Source organism: Planctomycetia bacterium, assembly GCA_016795155.1.
GTDB lineage: Bacteria > Planctomycetota > Planctomycetia > Gemmatales > HRBIN36 > JAEUIE01.
On sequence record JAEUIE010000042.1, the window covers coordinates 1 to 24,912 of the forward strand.

The 24,912-nt window shown below is 48.3% G+C and carries 23 protein-coding genes; 13 read left to right on the forward strand and 10 right to left on the reverse strand.

The features are described from left to right. Positions 1 to 215: 215 nt before the first annotated feature. A complete protein-coding gene (gene clpX, locus JNJ77_14515) occupies positions 216 to 1,511 on the reverse strand; it encodes an ATP-dependent Clp protease ATP-binding subunit ClpX (GenBank protein MBL8823799.1) in 1,296 nt (431 codons plus the stop codon). Positions 1,512 to 1,713: 202 nt separating this feature from the next. Continuing rightward, positions 1,714 to 2,265, reverse strand: coding sequence for a hypothetical protein (locus JNJ77_14520; protein MBL8823800.1), 552 nt, complete (start codon positions 2,263 to 2,265; stop codon positions 1,714 to 1,716). 153 nt (positions 2,266 to 2,418) lie between these two features. On the opposite strand from JNJ77_14520, the gene larC reads away from it, so the two are divergent. The 7 genes from larC to JNJ77_14555 all read left to right on the forward strand — a co-directional run bounded on the left by larC (position 2,419) and on the right by JNJ77_14555 (position 8,837). Beyond that, positions 2,419 to 3,588, forward strand: a complete 1,170-nt coding sequence (gene larC, locus JNJ77_14525) for a nickel pincer cofactor biosynthesis protein LarC (GenBank protein MBL8823801.1) — start codon at positions 2,419 to 2,421, stop codon at positions 3,586 to 3,588. Positions 3,589 to 3,788: 200 nt separating this feature from the next. Continuing rightward, positions 3,789 to 3,962, forward strand: a complete 174-nt coding sequence (locus JNJ77_14530; protein MBL8823802.1) for a Flp family type IVb pilin — start codon at positions 3,789 to 3,791, stop codon at positions 3,960 to 3,962. Positions 3,963 to 4,037: 75 nt separating this feature from the next. Then, positions 4,038 to 4,217 (forward strand): Flp family type IVb pilin, encoded by a 180-nt coding sequence (locus JNJ77_14535; protein ID MBL8823803.1) that lies wholly within the window; start codon positions 4,038 to 4,040, stop codon positions 4,215 to 4,217. Positions 4,218 to 4,339: 122 nt separating this feature from the next. Beyond that, positions 4,340 to 4,513: a Flp family type IVb pilin gene (locus tag JNJ77_14540; GenBank protein MBL8823804.1), complete on the forward strand. Its 174-nt coding sequence runs from the start codon at positions 4,340 to 4,342 to the stop codon at positions 4,511 to 4,513. A 175-nt stretch (positions 4,514 to 4,688) separates the two neighbouring features. Next, positions 4,689 to 5,393 carry a prepilin peptidase gene (locus JNJ77_14545; GenBank protein ID MBL8823805.1) on the forward strand — a complete coding sequence of 235 codons (705 nt, stop codon included), beginning with the start codon at positions 4,689 to 4,691 and terminating at the stop codon, positions 5,391 to 5,393. Positions 5,394 to 5,691: 298 nt separating this feature from the next. Continuing rightward, a complete protein-coding gene (gene cpaB / locus JNJ77_14550) occupies positions 5,692 to 6,717 on the forward strand; it encodes a Flp pilus assembly protein CpaB (GenBank protein MBL8823806.1) in 1,026 nt (341 codons plus the stop codon). A 131-nt stretch (positions 6,718 to 6,848) separates the two neighbouring features. Then, the gene (locus JNJ77_14555) at positions 6,849 to 8,837 is read left to right on the forward strand and encodes a hypothetical protein (GenBank protein MBL8823807.1); all 1,989 of its coding nucleotides are present in this window, start codon (positions 6,849 to 6,851) and stop codon (positions 8,835 to 8,837) included. Between the two features lie 84 nt (positions 8,838 to 8,921). On the opposite strand, the gene JNJ77_14560 is transcribed toward JNJ77_14555, so the two are convergent. After that, the gene (locus JNJ77_14560) at positions 8,922 to 9,617 is read right to left on the reverse strand and encodes a lipid-binding SYLF domain-containing protein (protein MBL8823808.1); all 696 of its coding nucleotides are present in this window, start codon (positions 9,615 to 9,617) and stop codon (positions 8,922 to 8,924) included. A gap of 216 nt (positions 9,618 to 9,833) precedes the next feature. Here JNJ77_14560 and JNJ77_14565 point away from each other — a divergent pair, with 216 nt between their 5' ends. The 4 genes from JNJ77_14565 to JNJ77_14580 all read left to right on the forward strand — a co-directional run bounded on the left by JNJ77_14565 (position 9,834) and on the right by JNJ77_14580 (position 13,481). Beyond that, positions 9,834 to 10,520: a hypothetical protein gene (locus tag JNJ77_14565; protein ID MBL8823809.1), complete on the forward strand. Its 687-nt coding sequence runs from the start codon at positions 9,834 to 9,836 to the stop codon at positions 10,518 to 10,520. Positions 10,521 to 10,733: 213 nt separating this feature from the next. Then, the gene (locus tag JNJ77_14570; protein ID MBL8823810.1) at positions 10,734 to 12,245 is read left to right on the forward strand and encodes a tetratricopeptide repeat protein; all 1,512 of its coding nucleotides are present in this window, start codon (positions 10,734 to 10,736) and stop codon (positions 12,243 to 12,245) included. An 11-nt stretch (positions 12,246 to 12,256) separates the two neighbouring features. Next, positions 12,257 to 12,784: a hypothetical protein gene (locus JNJ77_14575; GenBank protein MBL8823811.1), complete on the forward strand. Its 528-nt coding sequence runs from the start codon at positions 12,257 to 12,259 to the stop codon at positions 12,782 to 12,784. 16 nt (positions 12,785 to 12,800) lie between these two features. Next, a complete protein-coding gene (locus tag JNJ77_14580; protein MBL8823812.1) occupies positions 12,801 to 13,481 on the forward strand; it encodes a hypothetical protein in 681 nt (226 codons plus the stop codon). Position 13,482: 1 nt separating this feature from the next. Here the strand turns inward: JNJ77_14580 and JNJ77_14585 are convergent, their stop codons facing one another. Both JNJ77_14585 and JNJ77_14590 read right to left on the reverse strand, forming a co-directional pair. Continuing rightward, positions 13,483 to 13,971: a peptide chain release factor-like protein gene (locus JNJ77_14585; protein ID MBL8823813.1), complete on the reverse strand. Its 489-nt coding sequence runs from the start codon at positions 13,969 to 13,971 to the stop codon at positions 13,483 to 13,485. Beyond that, positions 13,940 to 16,690 carry a protein kinase gene (locus JNJ77_14590; GenBank protein ID MBL8823814.1) on the reverse strand — a complete coding sequence of 917 codons (2,751 nt, stop codon included), beginning with the start codon at positions 16,688 to 16,690 and terminating at the stop codon, positions 13,940 to 13,942. Before JNJ77_14590 ends, JNJ77_14585 begins: the two co-directional genes overlap by 32 nt. 122 nt (positions 16,691 to 16,812) lie before the next feature. On the opposite strand from JNJ77_14590, the gene JNJ77_14595 reads away from it, so the two are divergent. Beyond that, entirely contained in the window at positions 16,813 to 17,607 is a 795-nt protein-coding gene (locus JNJ77_14595) for an MBL fold metallo-hydrolase (protein ID MBL8823815.1), read from the forward strand. A 223-nt stretch (positions 17,608 to 17,830) separates the two neighbouring features. Beyond that, positions 17,831 to 19,723 carry a serine/threonine protein kinase gene (locus JNJ77_14600; GenBank protein MBL8823816.1) on the forward strand — a complete coding sequence of 631 codons (1,893 nt, stop codon included), beginning with the start codon at positions 17,831 to 17,833 and terminating at the stop codon, positions 19,721 to 19,723. A 9-nt stretch (positions 19,724 to 19,732) separates the two neighbouring features. Here the strand turns inward: JNJ77_14600 and aroC are convergent, their stop codons facing one another. The 5 genes from aroC to pckA all read right to left on the reverse strand — a co-directional run bounded on the left by aroC (position 19,733) and on the right by pckA (position 24,811). Next, positions 19,733 to 20,815 (reverse strand): chorismate synthase, encoded by a 1,083-nt coding sequence (gene aroC, locus JNJ77_14605; protein ID MBL8823817.1) that lies wholly within the window; start codon positions 20,813 to 20,815, stop codon positions 19,733 to 19,735. A 65-nt stretch (positions 20,816 to 20,880) separates the two neighbouring features. After that, positions 20,881 to 22,008 (reverse strand): hypothetical protein, encoded by a 1,128-nt coding sequence (locus JNJ77_14610; protein MBL8823818.1) that lies wholly within the window; start codon positions 22,006 to 22,008, stop codon positions 20,881 to 20,883. A gap of 145 nt (positions 22,009 to 22,153) precedes the next feature. After that, positions 22,154 to 22,366 (reverse strand): carbon storage regulator, encoded by a 213-nt coding sequence (locus JNJ77_14615; GenBank protein MBL8823819.1) that lies wholly within the window; start codon positions 22,364 to 22,366, stop codon positions 22,154 to 22,156. Between the two features lie 328 nt (positions 22,367 to 22,694). After that, the gene (locus JNJ77_14620; GenBank protein ID MBL8823820.1) at positions 22,695 to 23,192 is read right to left on the reverse strand and encodes a hypothetical protein; all 498 of its coding nucleotides are present in this window, start codon (positions 23,190 to 23,192) and stop codon (positions 22,695 to 22,697) included. Positions 23,193 to 23,224: 32 nt separating this feature from the next. Beyond that, the gene (gene pckA, locus JNJ77_14625) at positions 23,225 to 24,811 is read right to left on the reverse strand and encodes a phosphoenolpyruvate carboxykinase (ATP) (protein MBL8823821.1); all 1,587 of its coding nucleotides are present in this window, start codon (positions 24,809 to 24,811) and stop codon (positions 23,225 to 23,227) included. Positions 24,812 to 24,912: the final 101 nt, after the last annotated feature.

Here is a 24,912-nt window from a genome sequence, read left to right on the forward strand (position 1 = left end):
TCCATCAGTTGGCTACATCAATTTCGACGCTTACGGGTTCGCTATGAACGACGCGATGACATCCACGAAGCGTTCATGCTACTCGGGTGCATCGTCATCTGCGGCTATTTCCTCTAATGTTCTTTTTGTTAGATGCTCTAACTCATTATCAAGTCAGGATACAAAGTGAAACATCCCGGAATGATTCCGGGATGCTCTTACATCACAATTTACGGTTAAGCACTCATTTTCTCCGGCATTTTGGGAATCATGTCGAAAAGCGATTTCTTACGCAATACCACATCTTCGTTGACGATATACTTGCCTTTATGCTCGCGGTCAGGCAGATCAAACATGGCATCGTTCATGATATCTTCAATAATGCTTCGTAGACCTCGTGCTCCGGTATCTTTCTGCTTGGCCAGTTGTGCGATGGCTCGCAAGGCACCATCGGTGAACTCCAGTTCAGCGCCTTCCATGTCGAACAGCTTCTGATATTGCCGGGATAATGCGTTTCGTGGTTCGGTGATAATTCGAACCAGTGCATCCACATCCAGAGGATCAAGCGGCGCCAGTACGGGCAGTCGTCCAACAAATTCAGGAATGATCCCGAACTCCACCAGATCATCACTGGTGACATTGTTCAGCAACTCACCAAGATCGCGTTCCTTGACCTGGTTCTCTGCTGCAAAGCCGATGGTCTTTTTACCAATGCGGCGAGCAATGATGTTATCCAGGCCAACAAACGTGCCACCACAGATAAACAGAATGTTCGATGTATCGATTTGAATGTATTGCTGTTCAGGGTGCTTGCGACCACCTTGTGGAGGCACATTGCTGATGGTGCCTTCGATCATTTTCAGCATCGACTGCTGCACACCTTCCCCTGACACATCTCTGGTGATGCTTACGTTGTGATGCGTTTTGGCTACCTTGTCAATTTCATCAATGTAAATGATGCCACGCTGTGCAGCTTCAATATCGAAATCGGCGTTGTGGAGCAGTTTGAGAAGCAGGTTTTCAACATCCTCTCCCACATAGCCAGCTTCGGTTAATGTCGTTGCATCGCCGATGGCAAATGGTACATCGAGAATACGGGCCAGTGTTTTGGCCAGAAGTGTCTTTCCAGAACCAGTTGGCCCGATCAGCAAAATATTGCTTTTGTCAATTTCGACATCACCTCGATCAGCATCCAGCAAGGACAACCGTTTGTAGTGGTTATGGACAGCGACTGAAAGTACTCGTTTGGCTCGAGTTTGACCAATCACATACTGATCCAGTTTTTCTTTGATGGTTCGTGGTGTTGGGATATCTGCCATTTTGCCCTTAGGAGCACCACGCCGTCTCTTTTCCTGATCAATAATCGATTGACAGAGCTCCACGCATTCGCCACAGATGTAAACCTCTGCTGGTCCTTCCACCAGAGGCCCTACATCACGATGGCTTTTCCTGCAGAAAGAGCAGTATGCATTGCGATTCTTGGTGGAGCCACTGGCTCGTCTACTGCTGTTACCAATATCTTTTGTCGCCATGCCCAATCCTCAGGTCTTTCCAGAATCACAAATCGAGGAGCATCCATACCGCTCGGCAAGAGGGGTTACCCATCAGGCAGCCAATTCTATCCCCCTGTCTGCAAACAGGCAAACACGACTTGAGCAAAGTTTGTCGTACAGTAGTGTACAACTCACTGGCTCATCCCTAGAGCCGTTGCGAACGGACAAGTCATCGCATTCATCAAGGCGAAGATTCTTGTGTCGGGGTTTCTCCCTTCTTGACTTCCTCCGGTTCAGTCGTCACGGGCTTGACCGGTTTACGGATTTTTTCCGCCAGCAATGCCTTGACTTTTTTGAACTCATCGTCGGTCATTTCGCCTTCTTCTACCGCCTGTCGAAATGACGTCAACTGATCATGTGCCGTGAGAGCAATCGTTCCAGCCTGTTTTTCTCGTGATTTTTTCAACCAGGCAATCAGAATAGCTCCGATCGCCAGGATGCCAATCAGCCAGAGGGCAGGTTCCAGAATGGCTCCGATCTGGTGTTGCCCGGCTGGTGGCTTTAACGGCACTCCCTGATTAGCACCGGGTGGAGGATTAAACGGCAACTCTGGCTGCTTCGCAGGTGCTGTCTCTTTCTTTTCGGGTTGCAGTTGTTTCGCAGCAGCATCCTCTTTGTCCTGGCTTACCGATGTTTTTTCTTCGAGCTTTGCTGCGGGTAGTGTCTTTCCGTCACTTGGTTTTTCCAAGGGTGGATTTTTCTTGTTATCCGGCGGTTGACAAGTGTGTGACATGGATAGTTTACAGCAGTAAGGGTGAGTGTTTACTTTACCATGAATGGCAGGGCTTAGGCAAGTCAGGTAATATTCCCAATTAGATGGAAACGATCTGCTTTTTACCCTCACGAAGGCTCATACATTGAATAAGAACAAGGATACATGATCGATATGCGAACCGCTCATTTTGATTGCTTCAGTGGCATCAGTGGCGACATGACACTCGCTGCACTTATCAGTGCTGGTGTACCTATTGAAGTACTACGGGAAGGACTGGCATCTCTTCAGCTTCCTATTGAACTTGAAGTTGAAGAAGTAATTCGCGGCTGTTTCGCTGCTACATATGTTCAAGTCAAAGCACTTCAGGAACAACCGCAGCGATTTTTGAAAGACATTCAAACGATTATTCATGCGGGTAAGCTTACACCTGGTGCACGTGATCTGGCCCTTGCAATCTTTCAAAAACTGGGAGAAGCAGAAGCTGCTGCACATGGTATGAACCTAGATCAGGTTCACTTCCATGAAGTGGGTGCATTGGACAGCATTGCGGACATTGTCGGCAGTGCCATTGGCCTGGATTATCTGCAGTTGGATCATGTAACTGCACGATCAGTACCAACGGGACATGGCACTGTCAAGGCAGCACATGGCCTGATGCCCATCCCCACACCTGCAACTGCCACATTGCTGAAAGGTGTGCCTTTAGCCTCATCCACTATCAAAGGAGAATTAACAACTCCGACTGGTGCAGCCATCCTCTCCACGATTGTAAACGAATGGTGTGAAAGCCCGTTGATGACAATTCACTCCATCGGTTACGGCGCTGGAACAAAGGATTTTGCTGAACAACCCAACATCTTGCGATTGTTCCTGGGTCATCATGCATCCCAGGATTCGAGAGCATCCATGCTGCAGGATGAGGTCTGGATGCTGGAAACAAATGTCGATGATGTTGCTGGCGAGATTATCGCTTATTGCACGGAAAGGTTACTTCAGGCTGGCGCGCTGGATGTATTCACCATTCCGATTCATATGAAGAAACAACGACCAGGCGTCATGGTTTGCGTCATCACCATTGACATCAAGATGTCACAGTTGGAGGAAATTCTGTTTCAGGAATTACATACGCTGGGAATACGAAGAACAAAATATCAAAGGCATAAATTGTCCAGGCAGGAAAAAACAATCAAGACGCCCTGGGGTGATTTACTTGCGAAAGAAATAGTACTTGCTAAGGGGGAAAAACTCCTGACTCCAGAGTTTGAGGTTTGTGCCCAAATCGCACGAACTCACCAAATTCCGTTGTGGAAAGTCTATCAGGCCATCGAGAAACATCATTGAAACACCGGCCATTCTCTAAAAACATGAATTCAGATACTGCAGGAACTGTGACTATTCATCTAATTTTCTTCAGCAAAATTTGACAGTTATTCCAATGTGACATACCGTTTTGATGTTAACGATCTGCTGAAGCAATGTGCGACCCGACTTGCTGAAGTAGTGAGTGAAGTGTTCAGTCAACTTTCAGTAGGAGAGGAATCATGTCAACCATCTGCCGAAGCATCGTCAACTTCCTGAAAAATGAAGATGGCCCCACTGCTGTGGAATATGCTGTCATGTTGGCCCTGATTATCGTACTCTGTATTGTGGTGATTCGACAGGTGGGCACCAGTGCATCAAGTACCTTCAGCACTGCCGACTCTGCCATCAGCTAACGACAAAACACTCGCCCAAGACGCCCATCAAGAATTCGCCTAATCCTTTTATATGGTGTTGTTCAGGAGAAAGTCATGAAGAAGTATCTGTCCGCGATCAGCCGTTTCATCAAGAATGAAGACGGCCCCACTGCAGTGGAATACGCTGTGATGCTGGCTTTGATCATCGTGCTCTGCATCGTGGTCATCCGCCAGGTTGGAACGAGTTCATCGGCTACCTTCAGCCGTTCCGACTCAGCCATCTCCACGAGCTAGTTATAAACTGTTTCGCCCCCGAGCGGGAGCAGATGGATTCGGGGAAAGTCCACTGTTACTTACTTAAGCATTTTCCCCGTGTCCTGTGAGTTAATCTCACGTTTTTCACCAAGGAGTTTTTCATGAAGAAGTGTCTCAACGCCATCAAGCGATTCATTAAGAACGAAGATGGTCCAACCGCTGTTGAATACGCAGTCATGCTGGCTCTGATCATCGTGCTTTGCATCGTGGTCATCCGCCAGGTAGGTACCAGCGCAAGCCGTACCTTCAGCACTGCTGATTCCGCTATCTCCTAGTGCCCAGCTGGGAAACACGAACAAGCAGCTTTTCACTCTGGTGGAAAGCTGCTTGTTCTGTTTTAACAGTCCCAGATTCTTCTCTCAAAATAATAGCCAAAAATTATTGGCAACCACTCGTTCTGTGACCTAGCATTCTGCTACAATCAGGTATCTTTTCGCCCAAGATCCACTTATGAACACTTTTTCCATGTTTGCATCTTTTCCTGCAGAGAAAACCTGGCTCATTATCATGCTCTCAGTAGCCATGATCGTGATGGCCGTCGTGGACTTCAAATATCTGAAGATTCACAACGTACTTACTTTTCCAGTAATATTTGCTGGCTGGCTGTTTGCCCTGGTAAATGGCTTCATGAATGGCGCTGATATTGAGATGTATCTGCCTACCCATTGGCTCGGAATGAACAAATTGATCATGTTTGAGCTTCACGGAGGAATCGGCGGTGCTGTCCAAGGATTATGGCATTCACTGGGACTTTCATTCCTCGGTCTTGGATTATTGGTTTGGTTATACGCAATTGGTGGGGTTGGCGCAGGTGATGTTAAGATGCAGATGGGTTTTGGTGCCTGGGTCGCCCCCATCTACGGATGGGAAGCAGGGTTGGACATTGTTATCTGGGGATGGATCTTTGGGGTAATTGTCGGCGGCGTTATTTCGTCTATCATGATTTGGTGGAGTGGATCATATAAGCAAAATGCCAAGAATTTAACTAATATTGTCTCGGATTGGGTGAACGCTAAGGGAATTGGTGAAATTCACGATAAAGCCATGGCGCGAAAGCCGTCATTGCAACTTCTTCCTTACGGCGTGCCACTTTGTATTGGATACTTGGCTTATGTTGCCTGGGACTGGTATCAATCCATGCCTGTAGCATCGTAAGTCGTTTAACTGTCGTCAGATCGAACTGATTGACAATAATCAAAAAAAATAAATCACTCGAAGGAGGAGCTTACCTAAGCCAGCTAAATTAAACACATTCGCCATAGACCGTTTCTTCGCGTTCTTCCCTACAGGCGCAAAAGTTGAAGATGGTCATGCTGAATAGTCGAAAGATACGGCTAGAGGTATTGGCGTCTGCGTAGTTCGATAGAACTTGGGATCAAGTTCTGTCGTCTAAGGCTTAGGTAGGTATTACCTCACTTCATCTAGATTGACACAAACGAGGAGGTTCCTGGCCATGCAATCGAAGACGCCCTTACTGATGGTGACAGCACTGGTCTGCGGACTAGGCGCTGCATTTGGTACTTGGAAACTGGTCTCTGGTGCACAAAGTGCTCCAGCAGAAGATGAGAAAGTAAAGGTCTTGGTTCCCGTGGCTGAAGTAGCTCCTTACCATCTGTTTCAGGATGCACAGCGCTTCACCGAGATGGAGTGGCCCAAAAGCCGTCTCCGGGAAGAACTGAGTGATACCATTACCAGTTTTGATCAGGTCAAAAACAAAACATCACGACATTACAAACTCCGCCCCAATGAACCCATTTACAAAAACGATATTTGCGAGAGCATGGACACCGATGTCACTGAACGATTGAAGAACGGCGAAGTGGCTCATGCTGTTCAGGTGACTGCTGAACGCGCTGGTGGTGGATTCATCAATGTAGGAGACCGTGTTGATATTTCTGCGACGGTTCTACCTGGCAATGGTGAAACACAAATCAAGACCTTGTATCTGCTGGAAGATATCGAGGTTCTAGCGGTTGATAACAGATCTCAGAAGGAAAATAACACGATGGCGACACCGCCTACACGTTTCCTGCTGAGATTGACCAGACCCCAGGCGCTGACTCTCAAATACTTCCAGGATACAGCTAAGATCGACTTCGATAAGCGCAAGCACGGCGATCAGAGCCGCGTTGGTGAAAGCTTCTATTTCAACGGGAACAAGAAACCATCTGCAACACCTGGCTACCAGGATGACATTCCTGATGCTACAACCACGGTCAATCTCGAAGAGCGTAAACTGCCAGACCCGGTCGAAGAAACGGCTGTCAGAGTCACCGGAAAGAAACCTGAAATACCAACTGCAGGTACTGGAGAACTCTGGGAAGACATTATCAAGATGAAACGGCACAGCGTCACCATCAATGATTCTGGCACACCAAGGGTTCAGCAAACTAATGAAAAGTATAGAGAAACGGAAAAAGTGAAGAAGGATTCAACAAAAGGGAATGAAGAAGGGAAAAAAGATCCCTCCGGGCAGTAATGCCTGAAGGGTTGAGGGGACATAAACGGCAGTAATGAACTGGTCAGGGATGACCAGAAACAGCTGCCTGACACGGGAACTCGGCACGCCAGGCATCGGGCGCGTGCTTGCACTCAAGGAGGGGTGAAGGGATGCACTCTTTCGCTACTTGGACTGTTCGACATCGCCGGCTGCTGGGTGCGGGACTTGTCGCCGTCGCCACGCTTGCTGGTTCAACTACTGCCAGTATGGCCCAGGGATTGGGTGCAGCTGGGTACGGCCAGAATTTCCAGGGCCAGCCTCCACCGCCAAGCGGACAGGCGCAACCAGCTCCTGCTTCACTGGCGGTCAGCTCTTCCGTCTCATCGGAAAAAGCTGATTTCACTATACAAATCAACGAAGTCTTCAGCTTGCGGCATGAAGAAGGTGGACTCATCAAGGATGTCCTCGCTTCTCGCCCTGGTATTATTCAGGTTGAAGTCGATCCTGATAACGCCAGCATTCTAAAAGTCAAAGGCGTGAATGTTGGTGTTACCCAACTTACGATCAGCGCCCGTGACAAGGATAACAAGTCGCTGACTCCAACAATTAAAACCATTCAAGTCAATCCAGACATCAGCTACATCCGCAGCAAGGTAGCTGAAACATTTCCCACGGCTAATCTCAAGATTATCGCAGGTGGGCCTCCGGGTTCGCTCATCGTTACTGGCACGGTTGATTCCGTTGAAGATATTGAGCCTATTCGAACCTTCGTCAATGGCATAGCTGCGCAGTATCGTGGAGGCGCAGTCCAAGGATCAACCGATCTGGTTACCTATGCTGTACGTGTTTCAGGTCCACAGGTGGTTCAACTCGATGTCTGCCTGGCATCAGTTGATCGCAGGGAAATCCGTCGCTTGGGCGTCGATTTCTTCCAGCGAAGTGGAACCAACTTCCTGGGTACTTCGATCGGCGGTGCAGGTGGCACCACCCTGCAGTTAGGCACTGAAGGTATTGGTCAGGTTGGCTCTTCCGGCGCTAACTTTGTCTTCCGCTCACAGCAGGGCGCCAATGCATTCATTGGCTTCATCAATGCGTTGCGTGAAGAAAATGTTGGTAAAGTGATGGCTAACCCATCCTTGACAGCACTTAGTGGTCGCCCTGCCCGCTTCATCGTGGGTGGTGAAGAACCATTCGGTACTGCTGGCGCTGCTGGCCTGGGTGGTGGCGGTGGTGGTGGTGCTGGTATCCAGTTCCGTCCAACCGGTACTGTAGTCAGCTTCCTGCCCGTGGTTCTGGGCGATGGCCGCATCCGTCTGACGGTTGCTGCAGAAAACACTATCAAGACTGGTGACGCGAATCAGGCAGGTATTATTGCACCGATTCTGGCAACTCAATCGGTTGGCACCACTCTCGAACTGGAAAATGGCCAGTCGCTTGTGATCGGTGGATTAACTGAAAGTACCTCAACAGGTACAACTCAGAAATATCCCATCCTGGGTGATCTGCCGTTCATAGGTGTTGCGTTCCGCAATGTCAACTTCCGAGAAACTGAAAAAGAGTTCGTGATCATTGTGAAGGTCAACCTGGTGGAAGGCCTTGACTCTGCCCAGCGCTGTGCACTGCGACTGCCTGGTCAGGAATCACGCTCCCCAACCGATTTCGAGTTGTTCCTGGAAGGAATTCTGGAAGCACCTCGCGGACCACGCGATGTATTCCCGAACCGCACCTATGTGCCTGCCTTCAAGAATGACGCTCCATTTGGTGCTCGTTCAGGTGAATGCTCACTACCTGGCCCAGCATGTAGCGGCAAACTGGATTGCAATCTCTTCCACAAACATCGCAATCATGGTGATTGTGCACCTGCTAATTGTGCACCAACCACGGCAGTGCCTGCGGCGACGGCACACCCACCTGCTGCTATGGAAGTGCCTTCCACCACGGTAACTCCAGCCAGTATGCCTGCGGTGAATACCACCATAGTGCCTACTACTCAGGAAGTGCCAGTGGAAGTGAAGCCAGTGGAAAAAGTAGACACCACCGTGCCAGTAGTACCCGTGGTGCCTGCTTCAGAAACACCGGCTCCGGTAGTACCAGCGGGCGAAACACCTAAACCTGTTGAACTGCCTGTACCTCCAGTACCACCAAGTGATCCGAAGTAACGGCAGTCACTTCACAATTAAGGCAAGGTAAGGGCGTTGAGATTGATCTCAACGCCTTTTTACATCATCCATTGATGATAGGAGTTATTTTGCAGGTGGAGGGAGTGGGCTTAGCTGGATAATCTGATTCCGCAAATCGTTGGCTGCAGCAGGGAATGTCGGTAGTTGTCCATTCAAAATAACTTCTGTTGGCGGTACTGGATTGCCATAAAAGGCTGAATTAGCTGAATGATCAATTTTTACTTTGGAACCATCCAGAGCAACACCGGCAAACAATCCTCGACTTCTTGACCAGGACAGAATCTCTGTCCGAAATGAGGTATCTGTTCCAGCAGCAATGGTTCTTCCCACGGGTCCAGCTGAAACACTCGCATCAGCACCGAGCGTTAGTTGACGACCTCTTAAGATATTTTCGACTCCACGCCTGGTTTTAAACATCAGCACCAGGTCAGTTGCCTGTACACCAATCTGACCACCGATACTACCACCTGTTATGGTCAGCAAAACCGGGAAACCCCAAAGTCCCTGTTCATTTCGAGTAAGAATCACTCCTTTGCCATGTCTGCCCCCAACTACAAAGCCCGCCTTGACCACATTGGGGAAAATCATGATGGCTTGTGCTTCCTGAATGAGGGAAGTGGGAATCCCTTTATCTGGCACTCGCATGATCTCAGCCAGTACCGTGCCAGCTTCCTTTACCTGTTCCTGTTCCCGTATTTGCGCACATACCTGAGTAGAAAAGCAGGTTGCGATCAGGCAGGTTGTTAACATCCATTTCATTGTGTGTCTCCCTGTACGTCCTTGAGGATACTCACCAAATTATACCTATTTATCGCATATTAAGGAAATACCATGTTTCTCAACTTAACTTAAGCTTGAATGAAGTAGGGTATTTCCTGGCATTCTCCTCTATTTTTCATCAAAATAGCGTGACAAATTGCTCTGGGGTGCGTTTACTGTTGGTGTACGAGTTGAATTCCCTTTTTGGAGCAAGTCATGAAATTGCGATGTGCATTGTGTTCACTGGTTTGTGCAGGCTTGATGGTCGGTGTTTCCCTGGCTCAGCCACCAGGTGGAGGCCGACAGGGCGGAATGATGGGCGGAAACTTGACTGCGTTAGCCAAAGCTAAAGATGTGGCCGCTGACCTGAAACTCACAGAAGACCAGACAAAGAAACTGGATGAACTTGACAAGAAGATGTCAGAAAAGCGCCGTTCTGCCATGCAAGATAATCAAGGCGATCGCGAAGGCATGATGGCTGCCATGCAGGAAATTGCCAAGGAAACCGAAAAGGGCCTTGGAGAAGCTATCAGTGCAGATCAACTCAAACGTTTGAAACAACTGCAATTGCAGGCCTCCATCAAGAATGGTGGATTGATGATGGCATTAGGTAATCCTGATGTCTCGAAGGCTCTGAAATTCAACGAAGAACAGCAGGAACAACTGCGTGGCTTCCGCGAAGACATGCAAAGCACCATGCGTGAAATGTTCCAGAATGCTGGCGAAGGCGACCGGGCTGAAATGCAGAAGAAGATGCAGGAATTCCGAGCCAGTATGGACAAGAAAGTCGCAAAACTCCTGACTGATGATCAGCAGAAAACCCTCAAAGACCTGCAGGGCGAGCCATTCAAGGGTGAGTTCCCTGCCATGGGTATGGGTGGCGGTCGTGGAAAGAGAAAGTAACCGTCAAATGCGATGAATTTCAGAAAAGCCGTGGATAATCTCCTCGGCTTTTATTGTTTTTGCTGGAAGTTATTACTCGAATCGTTCACAATAGCTTTACCCACCTGTTATTCTCTCCCGTGTGACTTTATGTGTTGTTATGTAATCTTTATTAGTCTGTTGACTTTACCAATTCCCCCCGTTGCAAACGCACATGCCCTTGATCTGTTACCAATGTCTCGACTGGCTATTGCAAAACTTCAACCAGGTCTATGTTCGTTAACATATCGCATCACCACACAGTCTGAAGAATGCCAGAAACTGTTCGACCAGGGGCTGGGCTACTTCTACTCCTACGTCTGGACCGAAGCTGCCAGGTGTTTTGAAACTGCAGCCAGGCATGATCCACAATGTGCGATGGCATGGTGGGGATTAAGCAGAGCTTTGCAGCAATGGCCCAAACGCTCTGGTCAAGCTGACGATGCATTGAAGAAAGCATACGAGTTGCGAGAGTTCGCCAGTTACTCCGAAAAGCAATTGATCATGGCCCGTGCAGTGGAAAAAGACATTGCCAAGGGTGCATCTCCCACCGATGCCGCAGCAAGAAAGCAGTCCGCACAAAAGATACTCGATGAACTCCTCATGCTGCATCCCGATGATGAGGAAGCATGGATGATGCGTGGATTGTCAGCTGCCAATGGCGCGTTTTTTGGCGGCAACTCAGCTTCTGCACCCTACTATCTGGCTCTGGTAAAGCTCAATCCATTGCATCCTGGCGCTAATCATGAGTTGCTGCATCACTATGAGCACAGCAAACGGCCTGCTCTGGGTTGGGTACATTCTGAAAAATACATCGAGTCTTCACCTGGAATTCCTCACTCCTGGCACATGCAGGGACACCTTTCCACCCGCATAGGCCGTTGGGAACATGCTGCTGAACGTGCACTTAAGTCCATCGAAATTCAACGAAATCATAACCAGACCTGGAAAGTCAAACCTCGTGATGATCATCAATGGTCGCATCATCTTGAAACCTGTCTTGAGATCCTGGTACATCAAGGCAGGTATCGCGAAGCTCGTGCCGTCTATGATGAAATGAAAAGTCTGCAGTTCAGTAAGCTCGAAGTTTTCGCCCGTTTTCACCTCGCTGTGAGAGAGTATGCAGCATTGCAAAAACTGATTGATGATGCCCGTTCCAAAGACAAGAAAGCTCATGCGTACCTTGCAGCACTTTTGTATTTGAATCAGGGAATTCCTGCCAAAGCTCAGACGGAAATAGAAACTCTGGAAGAATCCTTGAAAAAGAACAGCAGTGATAAAAAACTACAAAATAGAGTCAGGGAAACACGTGGACTCTACCTCTGCCAGACAGGCCAATCGGAACAAGGCCTTGGCATGCTGAAGAAAGCAGCTGTCGCTTCGCAAAGTAACTACGAACAACATGCCTGGGGGCATGGCGCCTACTTCATGGAAATCTGGGGACAGGCAGCACTTGCCGCAGGAAACCATGCCGAAGCAGAGGAAGCATTTCTGGAAGCCTTGGCTCATGATCCTGGCAGCTTCTACGGCGCTGCAGGCTTGATGGTTCTCTGCGAAAGAACAGGGAAACTCGATGATGCTGCCCAATATCGAACTATGGCCGAGAAAGCCTGGCAACATGCTGAAGTGATAGAGTTCAATCGAGCGCTGGCACAGATTCGTTCCGTGAGAACAGGGAACGTAGTTTCTTCCAGCGCAGGTCGTTAACAGGATAAGCTATGCCGATCTTGATGTTGCTTTTGATGACTTTGCCTGTTGCTGATCTGGTATCAGGCCCACAACCCGGGCGTAAATTGGGTCCGTACACATTTTTGCTCTCGACCGGTGCGCATCGAGGGACATCACATTGTTACGTGTGTGAAACAGGGAATGATCCTGCAGTTATAATCCTGGCACGCTCCAATTCAGTTCCATTGGGCAAGTTTATCAATCAACTTGAAAAACAGATGGACAAACCTTCAAAACCTGAGTTGCGTGCCTGGGTCACCTTTGTAGGCATGGACCAGCCCAAGAAGGAACCTGAATTGATCAAATGGAGCAAACAGACAGGCATCCGAAAAATACCTGTTGGTATTTTCGAAGGGTCTTCGGGACCTCCTGGGTATAAGCTGCACGCAGAAGCAGACTTGACCATACTGCTGGTTCGTCAGGGCAAAGTAGTTCACAACTTCGCGTTTGGTGCTGGGAAATTTTCAGAAACTCAAGGCAAAGAAATTCTCTCTAGAATACCGGATATCCTGAAGTAACCACGGAAGATTCGTCATGGCGTCTCGATCCAAAACCAAGACCGCTACTCGAAAACCGAAAAGAATTAAATCGATCATCCAGGCTCGAAAAGTAAAACCTGCCAAGAAAGTGGCGTCGAAGGCCAAACCAAAGAAGTCCATTCGATATCGTTCGCCTCTGGCTAAGAAGCCTGAACTCCCAAAAACAGTACGTTTTAAAAAAACACGTTACCCTCATGATGGCCAGGGTATTCAGTTTCGTATTCCAACATCCTGGAAGGAAACATGGGGAAGTGAAGACAATGGACTGTTCTATCCACCTATTCCAGGCTTGAGTGGCCCAAGCCCGATTGGTGGGAGACTGTTTGTTCGTTTTCGATTGGAACCGGTCGGACATGCCAATGATGCAGCGGCATTCAGCCTGCTATTATCACATCGTACTGATCCATCACAAACAGTTGTTCAACTGGATTCCGGAGCTTACATGTTGCACTTCCAGTCCAGGCATCAGTCCGAAGGATTTCACGCCATTGATTATTACTGGTTCCTGGCCATGCCCTTCCCGCCTCGTCGCGTTGGCCTGGCCTGCTTCATGTTCAGCGGTGTTGCAGAGTTATTCGACGGCCCCAAGGCGCCAGAAGCCCAAATTGTTGCCATGCTGGAAAAAGAGATACCTCAAGCAATATTTGACCAGGAACGATTACCCGTCGAAAAGTAACTTAACCCTGTCGCAAGGGTGAAAGCCCAAAACGCTGTCGAAGACGGTTGGCTTCAGTCCAACCAGCATCGTGTGTTTCGAGAAAATCAATCAGGTTGCCAGTCGTAGTGCCTAAATACTTCGCAGCAGTACTGACCTGTGCCTTGCATTGATCGAGTACATCCAGCACCAGTCCCCAGGTAGGCCAGTAGCGTTCATCTTTCTTACCAATATGAAGATTAACACTGGAAACTGATTCTTCGGGTTGTGTCTCTCGAAGCTGTAGCCAGAATCGTTCCCGTAAACGCCGCAGTGCCTTGGCTTTGTTCTGATGTTGTGACCGACTTTCCTCTGCAATCACCAGAATTCCGCTGGGTGTATGCCTGAGTCTTACCGCTGAACTGGTCTTGTTACGCTTCTGCCCACCTGGGCCGCTGGCACGATAGGTGTCTACTTCACACTGGCTTAACAACTGAGCATCATTCAGGCTGGTCCACACCAAACGTGACATACTCGTATTTTCCAAACTGGAATGCTGACTTCTTAGTAGTATCAAATCGCTTCATGAAAAGCTTGAAATCATCTCGATTGCGCAGCGGCGCGATGTCTGGATCAATCACCAAATGGAGAATACGTGGAGTAGTAAAATAATTTTTCTGAAACAATTCTTCCAGCAATGCCAGGCTTCTCTTGGCATACTTATCCTTACTTTCCGAGTCTGCATGTTGATACGCCTGGGCATACCCACAAGCGACATTGTATACAGCATCAAGATCATCCTGTGCCTTGGTTGTTTTCAGGAAATCTTCAGCCGATCGTTCGTAGCCTTTGATAGCACCATCTCTTGCCCGCATAACAAGCATCATGGAACGCTGCCGGGTACTGCTGTTCTTGAGGTATTTCAACTGTGGCAGTTCCCTGATCATTTGATCCTGCAGATTAAAGGAACGCTCAATGGTTTTCTTGGATTCAACCAGTTTCTGCTGACGGTCCTGAACGTCTCCTAATGTCTGCAGAGCGTTCATCTGCAGCATCCGCACGGGATACATTTTTGGCCTTTGTGACAGCATCGTGTCAAGCAAGGCAACACCCCGACGCAATTCATTCTCACCCGCTTCATGATTACCACTGCGAACCATGGCATAACCATTGATAATGACATACTTGGCATGCAGTGTTTCATATTGATCCCGATCCTGCACCGATGGAGCAGACTCAGTTTCAAGCTTGGCTAAAACAGGCTGTATCTCCTCAAGTAACTTGCGTACTTCCTTCTGATTATTCAGGTTGAGATAGTAATTGGCTGCATCTACCAAAGGAGAAAGATAGGCTAACTGGTTGGCATACGGCTTAGAATCAGCTTGGTAAATTTCTTTACCCAGGTTACGAGCCTTTTCAATGTAATAGGATGCCGTTTTAGGATTGGAGTTCAGGTAATAGTAACTCAAATTGAGATAGGATCGCACTTGTGTGATCTTAAATTCCACATTCTCTGGGAACGCCTGTGCCAAGGCTTCTGCATGCTTGGCAGCTTTTTCATGCATGTTGAAACTGGTTGTCATTTCTCCCTGCATCATGACAGCGCTAGCCAGGAAACTTTCAGTCTTGATCAAATCATGCTTATAATCAAGGTTCTCAGGGAAGTCAGTGCACAGAGCATCCTGCAAAGCCTTGGTCTTCTTCAAGACTTCCTGAGCATTGACGGAATCACCGAGCAGCAGGTAGACTCCAGCCATTCGATAATACACGCGGGCTGCTTCACGCCTCAGCAACGGGTCTTCACTTTCCTGCTCAAGAAAAGACTGATAAAAGGCAACTGCTTCTTCCAGTAACTTTTTCCGTTCTTCCTGTAATTCAGGCCTGCGGGCCCAGTTTTCGGAAGCAGTTCTGGTCAGCAGTTTTTCAACAGCTTCTACTGCCTTTTCCAAACGTTTCTGAGCTTTCTTTTGCTCACTTTCCGCCTTCTTCATTGCGACCATGGCACGATCACGCTCTGTTTGAGCATTATCACGCTCTATCTGTAGCCGGGCGTTGCCAATGGCAATCAAAGCGATGATGGTGCCGACAGCGAGCAGCGCAGTGAGAACCAGACCCGCCAGCGTAGGTCGTCGTTTCGCCGCTTTCCATGTTCTTTCCCACCAGGCAACTGGTCTTGCCTGTATTGGCTCATCTTGAAGAAAACGCTGCAAATCTGCATCAAGCTCTGCGACAGTGCCGTATCGCTTTTTAGCATCTTTCGACAAGCACTTCAGGCAGATCGTTTCAATATCCTTAGGCAGTCTTGGCATCAGCCTGGTAGGTGCAACTGGCTCATCATTCAATACCTGAACAATAGTGTCCCAAGAAGTGCTGGCACGAAAAGGCGGACGGCCAGTCAACAGTTCATACAGAATGGCGCCCAACGCATAGACATCCACAGTTGGACCGACTTGAGTGTTATCTCCTGCCGCCTGCTCTGGAGCCATGTAACTCGGCGAACCCATTACAGTACCAGCCTGAGTCTTCGCACCTGTCCACGTACGCGCATCATCTAACTGCTTGGCTAATCCAAAGTCTGTAACCTTGAGTGTTACCAGCGATTGACCAACCGTTCCTTCATTCACTTCCTTAACCGAATCGAGAACAACCGTGTTTCCCCTGCCTGGTGTGGTTCGCACAGGCTTTTGCGTGCTGTCTACGGTGGAAGGTTGACCATCAACATCCTGAACCAGAATATTGCCAGGCTTCAGATCGCGATGGAGCACACCACGTGCATGGGCATGTGCCACTGCCTCCGCCAACATACTGGTTACACGGGCAGCTTCACGTGCAGGCAGTGGTCTTCCCTGCATACGCTTATCGAGACTGCCACCCGCAACATACTCCATGGAAAACCAGGGGTTGCCCTGACATTCGCCTGTTTCAATCACCTGCACGATATGGGGATGCTGCAATTGAGCAATGGCTTCCGCTTCTGTCTTAAATCGCAATAGATCTGAACTGCTGGCATGATTTCCAGCCAGGATCATCTTCAATGCAACTAAACGATTCAAACTCTGCTGCCGGGCGAGATACACTACGCCCATCCCGCCACGCCCGATCTCCTTCACCATCTCGTAACCAGGGATAATCTCTGGTTTGACAACACCGGCTTCAGTGCCTGCCGAAAGCACAGTACGTTCAGCATCACCAGTCGAGATTTCTGGCCGATACGCAGTTGTCGGGAATGATGCAGCCTGAGAAGAATCCATATTTCTACGATATCGTTGTGAAAACGCTGAATCCAGATGAATTCAACTGATAGTTCATTCGTCTTCACCGAACTCCCATTTCTGCTTCTTGCTCCTTGCTCATAGCTTCTTAAAGTATTCATATGCTCAAGCGAAAATATTTATTGTCTGATCCACGTGTTATTGAGTTGAATTACCAGGCTCGTCGCAAGCTCGGAGTGAATGTTTATCTGGTAGATGGCAAATCGGCATTTTCCCTCATTGATGTTGGTTATCTGGATACTATCGTTGAAATCATTGACCTGCTGAGGGAACTCGATTTCAAGCTTTCTGATTGCAAGTATCTCATTGCCACGCATGCCGATGCCGATCATGTGCAGGGATTGGCCAAGGCAAGTGAGTTGTTACCCGGTGCCAAAGTTGTTGCTCATCCATTGGCAGCTCCGCTGATTGAAAATGGCGACGTGATTGAGACGTTTGCGAAGATTTCCGCCCAGCAAATCGACCTTGAAATGCCACCATGCAAGGTTGATCTACAGGTGAATGAAGGTGACACGCTTGATATAGGCGATGTGACTTTACACGTATGGCATACTCCTGGTCACACAGAAGGACAGCTATCCTTCAAATGTGGCAACGTTTTATTTTCCGGCGACAATATCTATCGTGATGGTGGTGTAGGTGTTATCGACGCTCATCATGGCTCGCATCTACCGCATTTCATCAGCAGCCTGGAACGTATCCGCGATGATGATGCCCGCGTCCTGCTTCCCAGTCATGGACCACCATTTGTCCGCGACAATGCCATGATTCAGAAGACTATCGATCGCTTGGTAGGCTACCAGACTCTACCAGATTTCGGGACTTGTGCAGTACATTGGCCTTTGCTGGAACAATGGGAACGGGATGTTGCATCCGGGAAAATACCCAAACTGTAAACCAACGAATAAACCAGCCTGTTATAAACAGCTGGGCATTCAAGAAATCATTGATAAGCCACCTGGCACTGATTCATTGATGAAAGAGTTGCTGAGATTAAGCAAGAAAAGGTGATGAATTCTCTAAAGAATTATCTGTTGAGGAACTGCATGCTGAGTTGATTGATCTAAGATTAATGCAATACTGCGAACCTGCATTATTCCGCTTAAAGCAGGACATGGAATGAATCAGCCACATCAACCACCATCGCTTCAATCAATCGAACCAACCGTTCGCAAGGACGTTACTTTTTCACAATCTGGATCAGATAAAGCCACCCTGGCTGCGCCATCTTTCGCCGAACCCATACCGGATGTCATAACCAGGAATCTTGAGGCAGGTGATATTGTCCAGGATTTCGAACTGTTGCGTGAGTTAGGACGTGGCGGGTTTGCCACCGTTTTCCTGGCCAGGCAGTTGTCACTTGGCCGACAGGTTGCACTCAAAGTCAGCCCACAGCGCGGCCGCGAAGCACAGACCATGGCAAGCCTGGAACATGATCATATCGTCCAGGTGTTTTCTGAGAGTATTGATGGACTGCGAAAGAAACGTCTGCTCTGTATGCAGTATATCGCTGGTACGACCCTGGCGGAAGTAATGCAGAAACTGCCCGCCAGCATACGAACTGGTGGAAGAGGAAACGATTTTCTGACCGTTCTCGATCAGGTTTGTCATCATCGAGATGAGTTCAAGCCTAGTCTGCTTCAGGAACGTCAATCCCTGGCTTCGGGAGATTTCTTCGAAGCAGTCTGTTGGCTAGGCAGCCGATTATGTGCTGCACTGGAATTTGCTCATGAAAAAGGAGTCCTGCACCGGGATATCAAGCCGGCTAACATTCTGCTCAATAATTATGGCAGGCCGTTCCTGGCCGATTTCAATCTCGCTTGCCAGGCGGACCAGGCTGAAGATGTCATCGTTGGTGGCACCCTGCCCTATATGTCACCGGAACATCTGAAGGCATTTCTTTCCCAGGAAGACGATGACTGGAATAAGGTCAATGAGCAGAGCGATATTTACTCACTGGGGATGGTACTTTATGAATTGGCAACCGGGGTCAAGCCATATCCATCATTGCGGGAACTTGGCCCGGGTCTGGAACTCTATGAGCAGCGTTTGATTCCGATTGACCAACTGCGGACATCCACGCCACCCATACCAGCCTCGCTTGATTTGATTTTACGCAAGTGCCTGGCACCTGATCCGACTCAGCGATTCAGAACAGCATCTGCATTAAGGCAGGCACTGGATGCATGTCGAATCCATCTGCGTTCAATCCAGCAGTTGCCCGCCATTCCACACAGTACACGTCTCCTGCATCATTATCCATTTATTTCCCTGGTGCTAATTTCCACAGTTACCAATATCCTGGGTAGTATTGTAAACACATCATACAACCTGATTCATGTAGTTGATAAACTGTCGCCTCTGCAACAGAAGGCATTTCACTGGGTGATCCTGATTTACAATGGCTTAGCCTATCCACTGCTGGTTGGATTCACCATTTATCTTTTGCGAAAGCGATATCTTGACTGGCAACAGGTACAGCAGGGACGGATGTATACGGCTGAGCAGTTTACAACGCTCAGGAAACGTTTTAATTTCCTTGCTACCTGGTCGATTTTGGGCAGTGCCTTAGGCTGGCTTCCAGGTGGGATTATTTTTCCCGCCGCCATCCACTTCGGCTCGGAACCATTAAGCCTGGAAACTTTTATTCACTTTGTTATTTCCTTCACGCTCTCCGGAATGATTGCTGTGACCTACTGCTATCTCGGCACACAATATCTGGTGCTTCGTGAATTACTTCCAGATTTATGTGCAGTGTCGAGTGAGCAGCGGTTGAAAAATGAATTGAAACCCATACCGGGCAGATTGGCTTTCTTTCAGATGCTTGCGGGCATCATACCACTTTCCGGTGCCCTCATGGTCGTAATGATCGGCTACTCAAGCTACGGCGACAATTGGTTTCGTCTGCTGGTGTGTATGCTGATTGTTCTCGGCATGATCGGCTTTGTCCTGTCATTGCAGGTATCTCAGTATCTTCAACGAGTTCTCAGTGCACTTCTGAAACCTGAGTAATCGCAGAGTTTATAACACTCTGCTTCGATGTCTCAGCCAGTGATCCACCAGAACCAGAGCCATCATGGCTTCACCCATGGGTACAAATCGAGGAAGCAGACAAGGATCATGACGACCTTTTACGCGGACTGTTGTTGGCTCACCTTCTCTAGTAATTGTTTTTTGCTCCTGCGGTATACTGCTGGTAGGCTTCACAGTAACTCGAAGTATTATCGGCTCACCACTGCTGATACCACCCAGCATTCCACCATGGCGATTGGTTGATGTGCCAATCTTCTCCTGCTTTTTGATGAATGCATCGTTATTAGTACTACCACGTTGTAGGGCAGCAGCAGTGCCAATGCCATATTCAAACGCCATTACTGCTGGCAATGACAAGATGGCTTTGGCCAAGTCGGCTTTGAGCTTATCAAAAACTGGTTCACCCCACCCAGCAGGTACTCCTTGTGCAACCAGAGTGCAGGCTCCGCCGATGCTATCCTGTTCCTTGCGAACTTTTTCGATGAGGCTCATCATCATCGCTGCTGAAGCGGCATCAGGGCAGCGTACAGGAGTTGCTTCAACCTGTTCGAGTGTGACCTGTTCAGGTTCTGGGACAGAAGCAACAATATCTCCAATTTGCGAAACATAACCAACGATGAAAACCCCTTGCGTAGCTAGCAGTTTTTTGGCTACTGATCCTGCAGCAACGCGACAAAGCGTTTCACGAGCGCTGGAACGCCCGCCTCCACGATGATCACGAAAGCCGAACTTGGCATCGAAAGTGTAGTCAGCGTGACCTGGTCTGTACAAATGCTTGAGTGCCTCGTAGTCGGAACTATGCTGATCTTTGTTTCGAAAGATCAAACCAATCGGTGTGCCATCGGTTTTTCCTTCAAACACACCTGAAACGATTTCAGGTATATCCTCTTCCTGACGCTGAGTAACCAGTTTGGATTGTCCCGGACGACGTCGTTGCAAATCAGGGATCAGGTCATCTACCTCCAAGGGCAGTCCAGCCGGACATCCATCGATAATGCAGAGATAAGCTGGTCCATGGCTGACACCAGCAGTCGTCACACGAAACAGTTCGCCAAAAGTGTTGGCTGGCATGCATTCCACCTGATTGAGTATCATTGAAATGATATTCAATTCAATCAGAATAAGTAACCTGAGGATCAGGGCGCATAGGGCCTAAGCTGATCATTCAACCATTGCAATACTATCGGAATCATTTTCTGAGCTGTGCCTACATCATGCGTTCCACGGGGGATTGAATGAGAATCTACCTGTAAGCCTCGATTCTGGGCAAGATACATGAAACTTTCAGACTGAGCATCGAGGTTAAAGTTATCTCGGCCTGCCAACGTAATGAGTATCTTGAACTGTCCAGGTTTTATCTTGTAGCGATCAATCAACTCAATCGGGTTATTCTCGCTTGCCAATTGGATAGCAGCATTGCCTCTTCCAAATGCCGGCAAGAGAATATCCTTCATGTGAATCTTGAGTGGACCATATTGTCCAATGACCTCTCGCGGATTGTCCACCCGATCCCGCCAGGCCCAATTGTCTGGTTGAAAATCTGCCTGGTAATTTCCCGAACGATCCATCCACCGTAAGTTCAGTGCTGGCATTAGCCCTACCAAAAGTCCATATTGCTCTGGATGCCTGAGACCAATGCAGAATGCTCCTACCCCGCCCATGGAAGCGCCAGCCATCACGTGGGAATTAGGATCAGGATTTATTGCGAAATTCTTCGTCAGGAAGTGCCACAAATCATGCTCAATCCATGATTGATACTTACCGCGTGGACCATCAATGTAAAAGCTGCCTGCATCCCAGGGATTTGGATCGCCAGTGAAACTGCCATCAGGTGCTGCAACGATCATCGGAGGTAAACAACCCTGAACGATGGCATCATCCAGAGGCTTCACTACCCAATCCAGAAAAGCACGTTCATCCTGGAGGATACCATGAAGTACGACCATCACGGGATACTGCTTTTCCGGACAGTAGCCGGGAGGCAGATAAATATAAAGATCTCGCTTATCGCACAATGAACGAGAAAAGATGCGCCGGTCTCGACCATGATTCTGTGAAAAATCGAGCACTTTCCCCTGTATGCGCAAACACGGAACAATGGCCGGATTGCTCGGCAATGATCCATGACAACAGGCATATATCTGTATAGGTGCAGACGCTAACTGATCTGATGAACTGGCAGTGCTTTCATATCCCAGGATGATACCTGTGATCAGGCAAACGGTGAGCATCCAAGGTGCTGATTTCATCCCAACGCGAATCATGACCGCATCCTTGCGTACCAACAGCGTGAGGCACAACGTAGGTGTCCTGTTTACGCTGATCGACCATAAGCCAATAATGCATCATGAAGAAGTCTTCGTATTAGACGATGTCGAAGCGATTCAGTTCAGACCGTAGGAGTTAGACCTAATTAACACCCACAGCGATACCGCCACGAGCTTTCAGCACCGCGGGAATACCACTGGGTGGCGTACCCTGAAGCTCTTCACGTACGATGTGCACTTGAGCAGGTGCTTCAATGCCCAAGCGTACTTGACCGTTTTTGAGGGAAACAACACTTACAACAATGTTGTCGTCAATGACTATTCGCTGACCAGGCCGTCGGGTGAGAACAAGCATGATTGCACTTCCTTGCACAAGAGACTGGTAATGTTTGCTGATATGAATCTAGCAGCAACAAGAGTGCCAAGGCATCCATGAATTGGCATATTAGTTGTTTTTGTAGCAATCGCTGGGAGAACGGCTAGGGATGCCTCATTACTCCCATGGTGAACATGAAATAGTTTCAATTTGTACACTACTGTACATGAGAAACTCTTACAAGCATGTTGCACCTTGCTACAATCGATTGCTGCAATTCAAGTCTGTTGCTTGCAGTTACCGATATATATTATTCGCATTTGACACTGGTTTTGTTTCGCTGACCGTAAAGTTATTGTGAATTCCTTTATTTTTCATTTTTTCGCTTGGTGGCACTCACTAGATTTCGTGCAAATGTAGTAACTGATTCCAATTGCGTTTCTGTGATTTCATCATGACCGTATGCCTGGGATTCGATCTGAATCCACTGTTCCTGCAAGTTTACTGATTCAACCTCGCTAAGATGATCTACATCTTTCCACGATGAAGTTAGCTCTTCTGCTGTCAGAGAATTCCATGAAGTATTGATCTGATTAGCCAGATAGCCTCTCAGAGCTGTGTACATAGACTGAAATCGAACCCTGGTTGAAATACTGTTATCACTCACATTATTTAGTGCGGTCTCTAATGGATCAATAATGGCAGATGATTGTTTTTTCAACCGATAGATCAACCAGACCATCATTATCAGAAATAGAGTTAGCCCAAAGCCCCAAAACACCCAATTCATATCAGTAGTGGGAATCGGTTCTGGAACAGGAAAATCACGCAGATCAATACCAGAGTTTATAACTGCGAAACTCATCTGTGCTTAGTTGTTTCCTGGCACGAGAGATGTTATGAGACAGCAGGGCCTGCTGCCTTCACTTCAGGACTGGCAACGCTGGCGTACTGTTCAAAGTTTTTATTAAACAAACCTGCCAGCTTACGTGCGGTCGCATCATAGCCTGCCTGGTCTTTCCACGTATTCCTGGGAATCAGGATTTCTGGAGGCACGTTTGGACAAGTTGTTACGACATGCAAGCCAAAAACAGGATCACGTTCCGTCGGTGCATTGACCAGTTCACCTGCATGAATGGCATCGATAATCGACCGTGTGTAAGCAAGTTTCATGCGTTTACCAGTGCCATAGCTGCCTCCGCTCCAGCCGGTATTGACCAGCCATACATTCACATGATTCTTCTGCATCTTGTCGGCAAGCAATTCAGCATACTTGGCAGGATGCCAGACAAGAAATGGCCCGCCAAAGCATGGAGAAAAGGTAGCTGTTGGATCCTTCACACCCACTTCAGTACCTGCCACCTTGGCGGTGTAACCACTGATAAAATGATACATCGCCTGCTGAGGAGTCAGTTTGCTCACGGGAGGCAGCACGCCAAATGCATCTGCAGTAAGAAAAATAATGTCGGTAGGGTGACCAGCCATACAGGGTATCTTTGCATTCTTGATAAACTCTATTGGATACGCACCGCGGGTATTTTCCGTGAAGCTGGCGTCATTGAAATCCGGTTCGCGGTCATCCTCCAGAACAACATTTTCCAGGACTGCACCAAAATGCAATGCCTGGAAGATATCGGGTTCAGATGCAGGTGCCAGGTTGATGGTCTTGGCATAACAACCACCTTCAATGTTGAATACTCCGTGATCCGACCAGCAATGCTCATCATCACCAATCAAGACTCGCTTGGGATCAGCAGACAGCGTCGTTTTGCCTGTACCAGATAATCCAAACAATAATGACGATTTGCTGGAGTAACGATCAGCAGTAGCAGAGCAATGCATGGAAAGCACGCCACGCTTTGGCATCAGGTAATTCATGATGGTGAATACACCTTTTTTCATTTCCCCTGCATATTCCGTCCCCAGTATCACCATCTCTTTATCTTCGAAACTCAAATCGATGCTTGTCTTACTGGTCATGCCAGCAGTCAGCCTGTTTGCAGGAAATTCACCAGCATTGTAAATGGTGAAATCCGGTGTGCCGTAACTTGCCAGTTCTTCTTTCGTTGGCCTGATCAACATCGTATGCATGAACAAAGCATGGTAAGGCCTGGCACAGATGACACGTACTTTCAGACGATAAGCAGGATCCCAACCTGCGAAGCCATCCACGCAATACAACCGTGGCCTGGTGTTGAGGAAATCCTTGGCTCGTTCGCGATTGATCGCAAAACTGTGAGGCTCCATGGGAACATTGACTTGCCCCCACCAGATATCGTGTTCACTGGGGCTGTGTTTTACAATGCGTTTATCTTTGGGTGAACGTCCGGTTTTTTCACCCGAATAGGCTACTAGAGCGCCAGCACCCGAAATTCTCGCGCCCGGATCAAAACGAATGGCCTCCTCATATAAGGTTGCTGGAGGAAGATTACGACCAATAAACGGTGCATCAATATCGTGCGCATCTAGTGAAAAAGTGCTCATACGGGAGAAACCCACATTGTGAAAGTGGCTGGTATTCTAGAGTCTGATAGGGGGGGATGTCAGCATTAATTTTGAAGGAAACCATCGGATTCAATAGTATC

Excerpts from the sequence above, each read along its gene's own strand:
- JNJ77_14520 (MBL8823800.1), bottom strand. The coding sequence starts at position 2,265 with ATGTCACACACTTGTCAACCGCCGGATAACAAGAAAAATCCACCCTTG.
- JNJ77_14585 (MBL8823813.1), bottom strand. The coding sequence starts at position 13,971 with ATGTCACGTTTGGTGTGGACCAGCCTGAATGATGCTCAGTTGTTAAGC.
- JNJ77_14560 (MBL8823808.1), bottom strand. The coding sequence starts at position 9,617 with ATGAAATGGATGTTAACAACCTGCCTGATCGCAACCTGCTTTTCTACT.
- JNJ77_14610 (MBL8823818.1), bottom strand. The coding sequence starts at position 22,008 with ATGATTCGCGTTGGGATGAAATCAGCACCTTGGATGCTCACCGTTTGC.
- JNJ77_14600 (MBL8823816.1), top strand. The coding sequence starts at position 17,831 with ATGAATCAGCCACATCAACCACCATCGCTTCAATCAATCGAACCAACC.
- JNJ77_14555 (MBL8823807.1), top strand. The coding sequence starts at position 6,849 with ATGCACTCTTTCGCTACTTGGACTGTTCGACATCGCCGGCTGCTGGGT.
- clpX (MBL8823799.1), bottom strand. The coding sequence starts at position 1,511 with ATGGCGACAAAAGATATTGGTAACAGCAGTAGACGAGCCAGTGGCTCC.
- JNJ77_14580 (MBL8823812.1), top strand. The coding sequence starts at position 12,801 with ATGGCGTCTCGATCCAAAACCAAGACCGCTACTCGAAAACCGAAAAGA.
- larC (MBL8823801.1), top strand. The coding sequence starts at position 2,419 with ATGCGAACCGCTCATTTTGATTGCTTCAGTGGCATCAGTGGCGACATG.
- JNJ77_14595 (MBL8823815.1), top strand. The coding sequence starts at position 16,813 with ATGCTCAAGCGAAAATATTTATTGTCTGATCCACGTGTTATTGAGTTG.
- JNJ77_14615 (MBL8823819.1), bottom strand. The coding sequence starts at position 22,366 with ATGCTTGTTCTCACCCGACGGCCTGGTCAGCGAATAGTCATTGACGAC.
- JNJ77_14570 (MBL8823810.1), top strand. The coding sequence starts at position 10,734 with ATGTCTCGACTGGCTATTGCAAAACTTCAACCAGGTCTATGTTCGTTA.
- JNJ77_14620 (MBL8823820.1), bottom strand. The coding sequence starts at position 23,192 with ATGAGTTTCGCAGTTATAAACTCTGGTATTGATCTGCGTGATTTTCCT.
- JNJ77_14535 (MBL8823803.1), top strand. The coding sequence starts at position 4,038 with ATGAAGAAGTATCTGTCCGCGATCAGCCGTTTCATCAAGAATGAAGAC.
- cpaB (MBL8823806.1), top strand. The coding sequence starts at position 5,692 with ATGCAATCGAAGACGCCCTTACTGATGGTGACAGCACTGGTCTGCGGA.
- JNJ77_14590 (MBL8823814.1), bottom strand. The coding sequence starts at position 16,690 with ATGGATTCTTCTCAGGCTGCATCATTCCCGACAACTGCGTATCGGCCA.
- JNJ77_14540 (MBL8823804.1), top strand. The coding sequence starts at position 4,340 with ATGAAGAAGTGTCTCAACGCCATCAAGCGATTCATTAAGAACGAAGAT.
- JNJ77_14575 (MBL8823811.1), top strand. The coding sequence starts at position 12,257 with ATGCCGATCTTGATGTTGCTTTTGATGACTTTGCCTGTTGCTGATCTG.
- pckA (MBL8823821.1), bottom strand. The coding sequence starts at position 24,811 with ATGAGCACTTTTTCACTAGATGCGCACGATATTGATGCACCGTTTATT.
- aroC (MBL8823817.1), bottom strand. The coding sequence starts at position 20,815 with ATGCCAGCCAACACTTTTGGCGAACTGTTTCGTGTGACGACTGCTGGT.
- JNJ77_14565 (MBL8823809.1), top strand. The coding sequence starts at position 9,834 with ATGAAATTGCGATGTGCATTGTGTTCACTGGTTTGTGCAGGCTTGATG.
- JNJ77_14545 (MBL8823805.1), top strand. The coding sequence starts at position 4,689 with ATGAACACTTTTTCCATGTTTGCATCTTTTCCTGCAGAGAAAACCTGG.
- JNJ77_14530 (MBL8823802.1), top strand. The coding sequence starts at position 3,789 with ATGTCAACCATCTGCCGAAGCATCGTCAACTTCCTGAAAAATGAAGAT.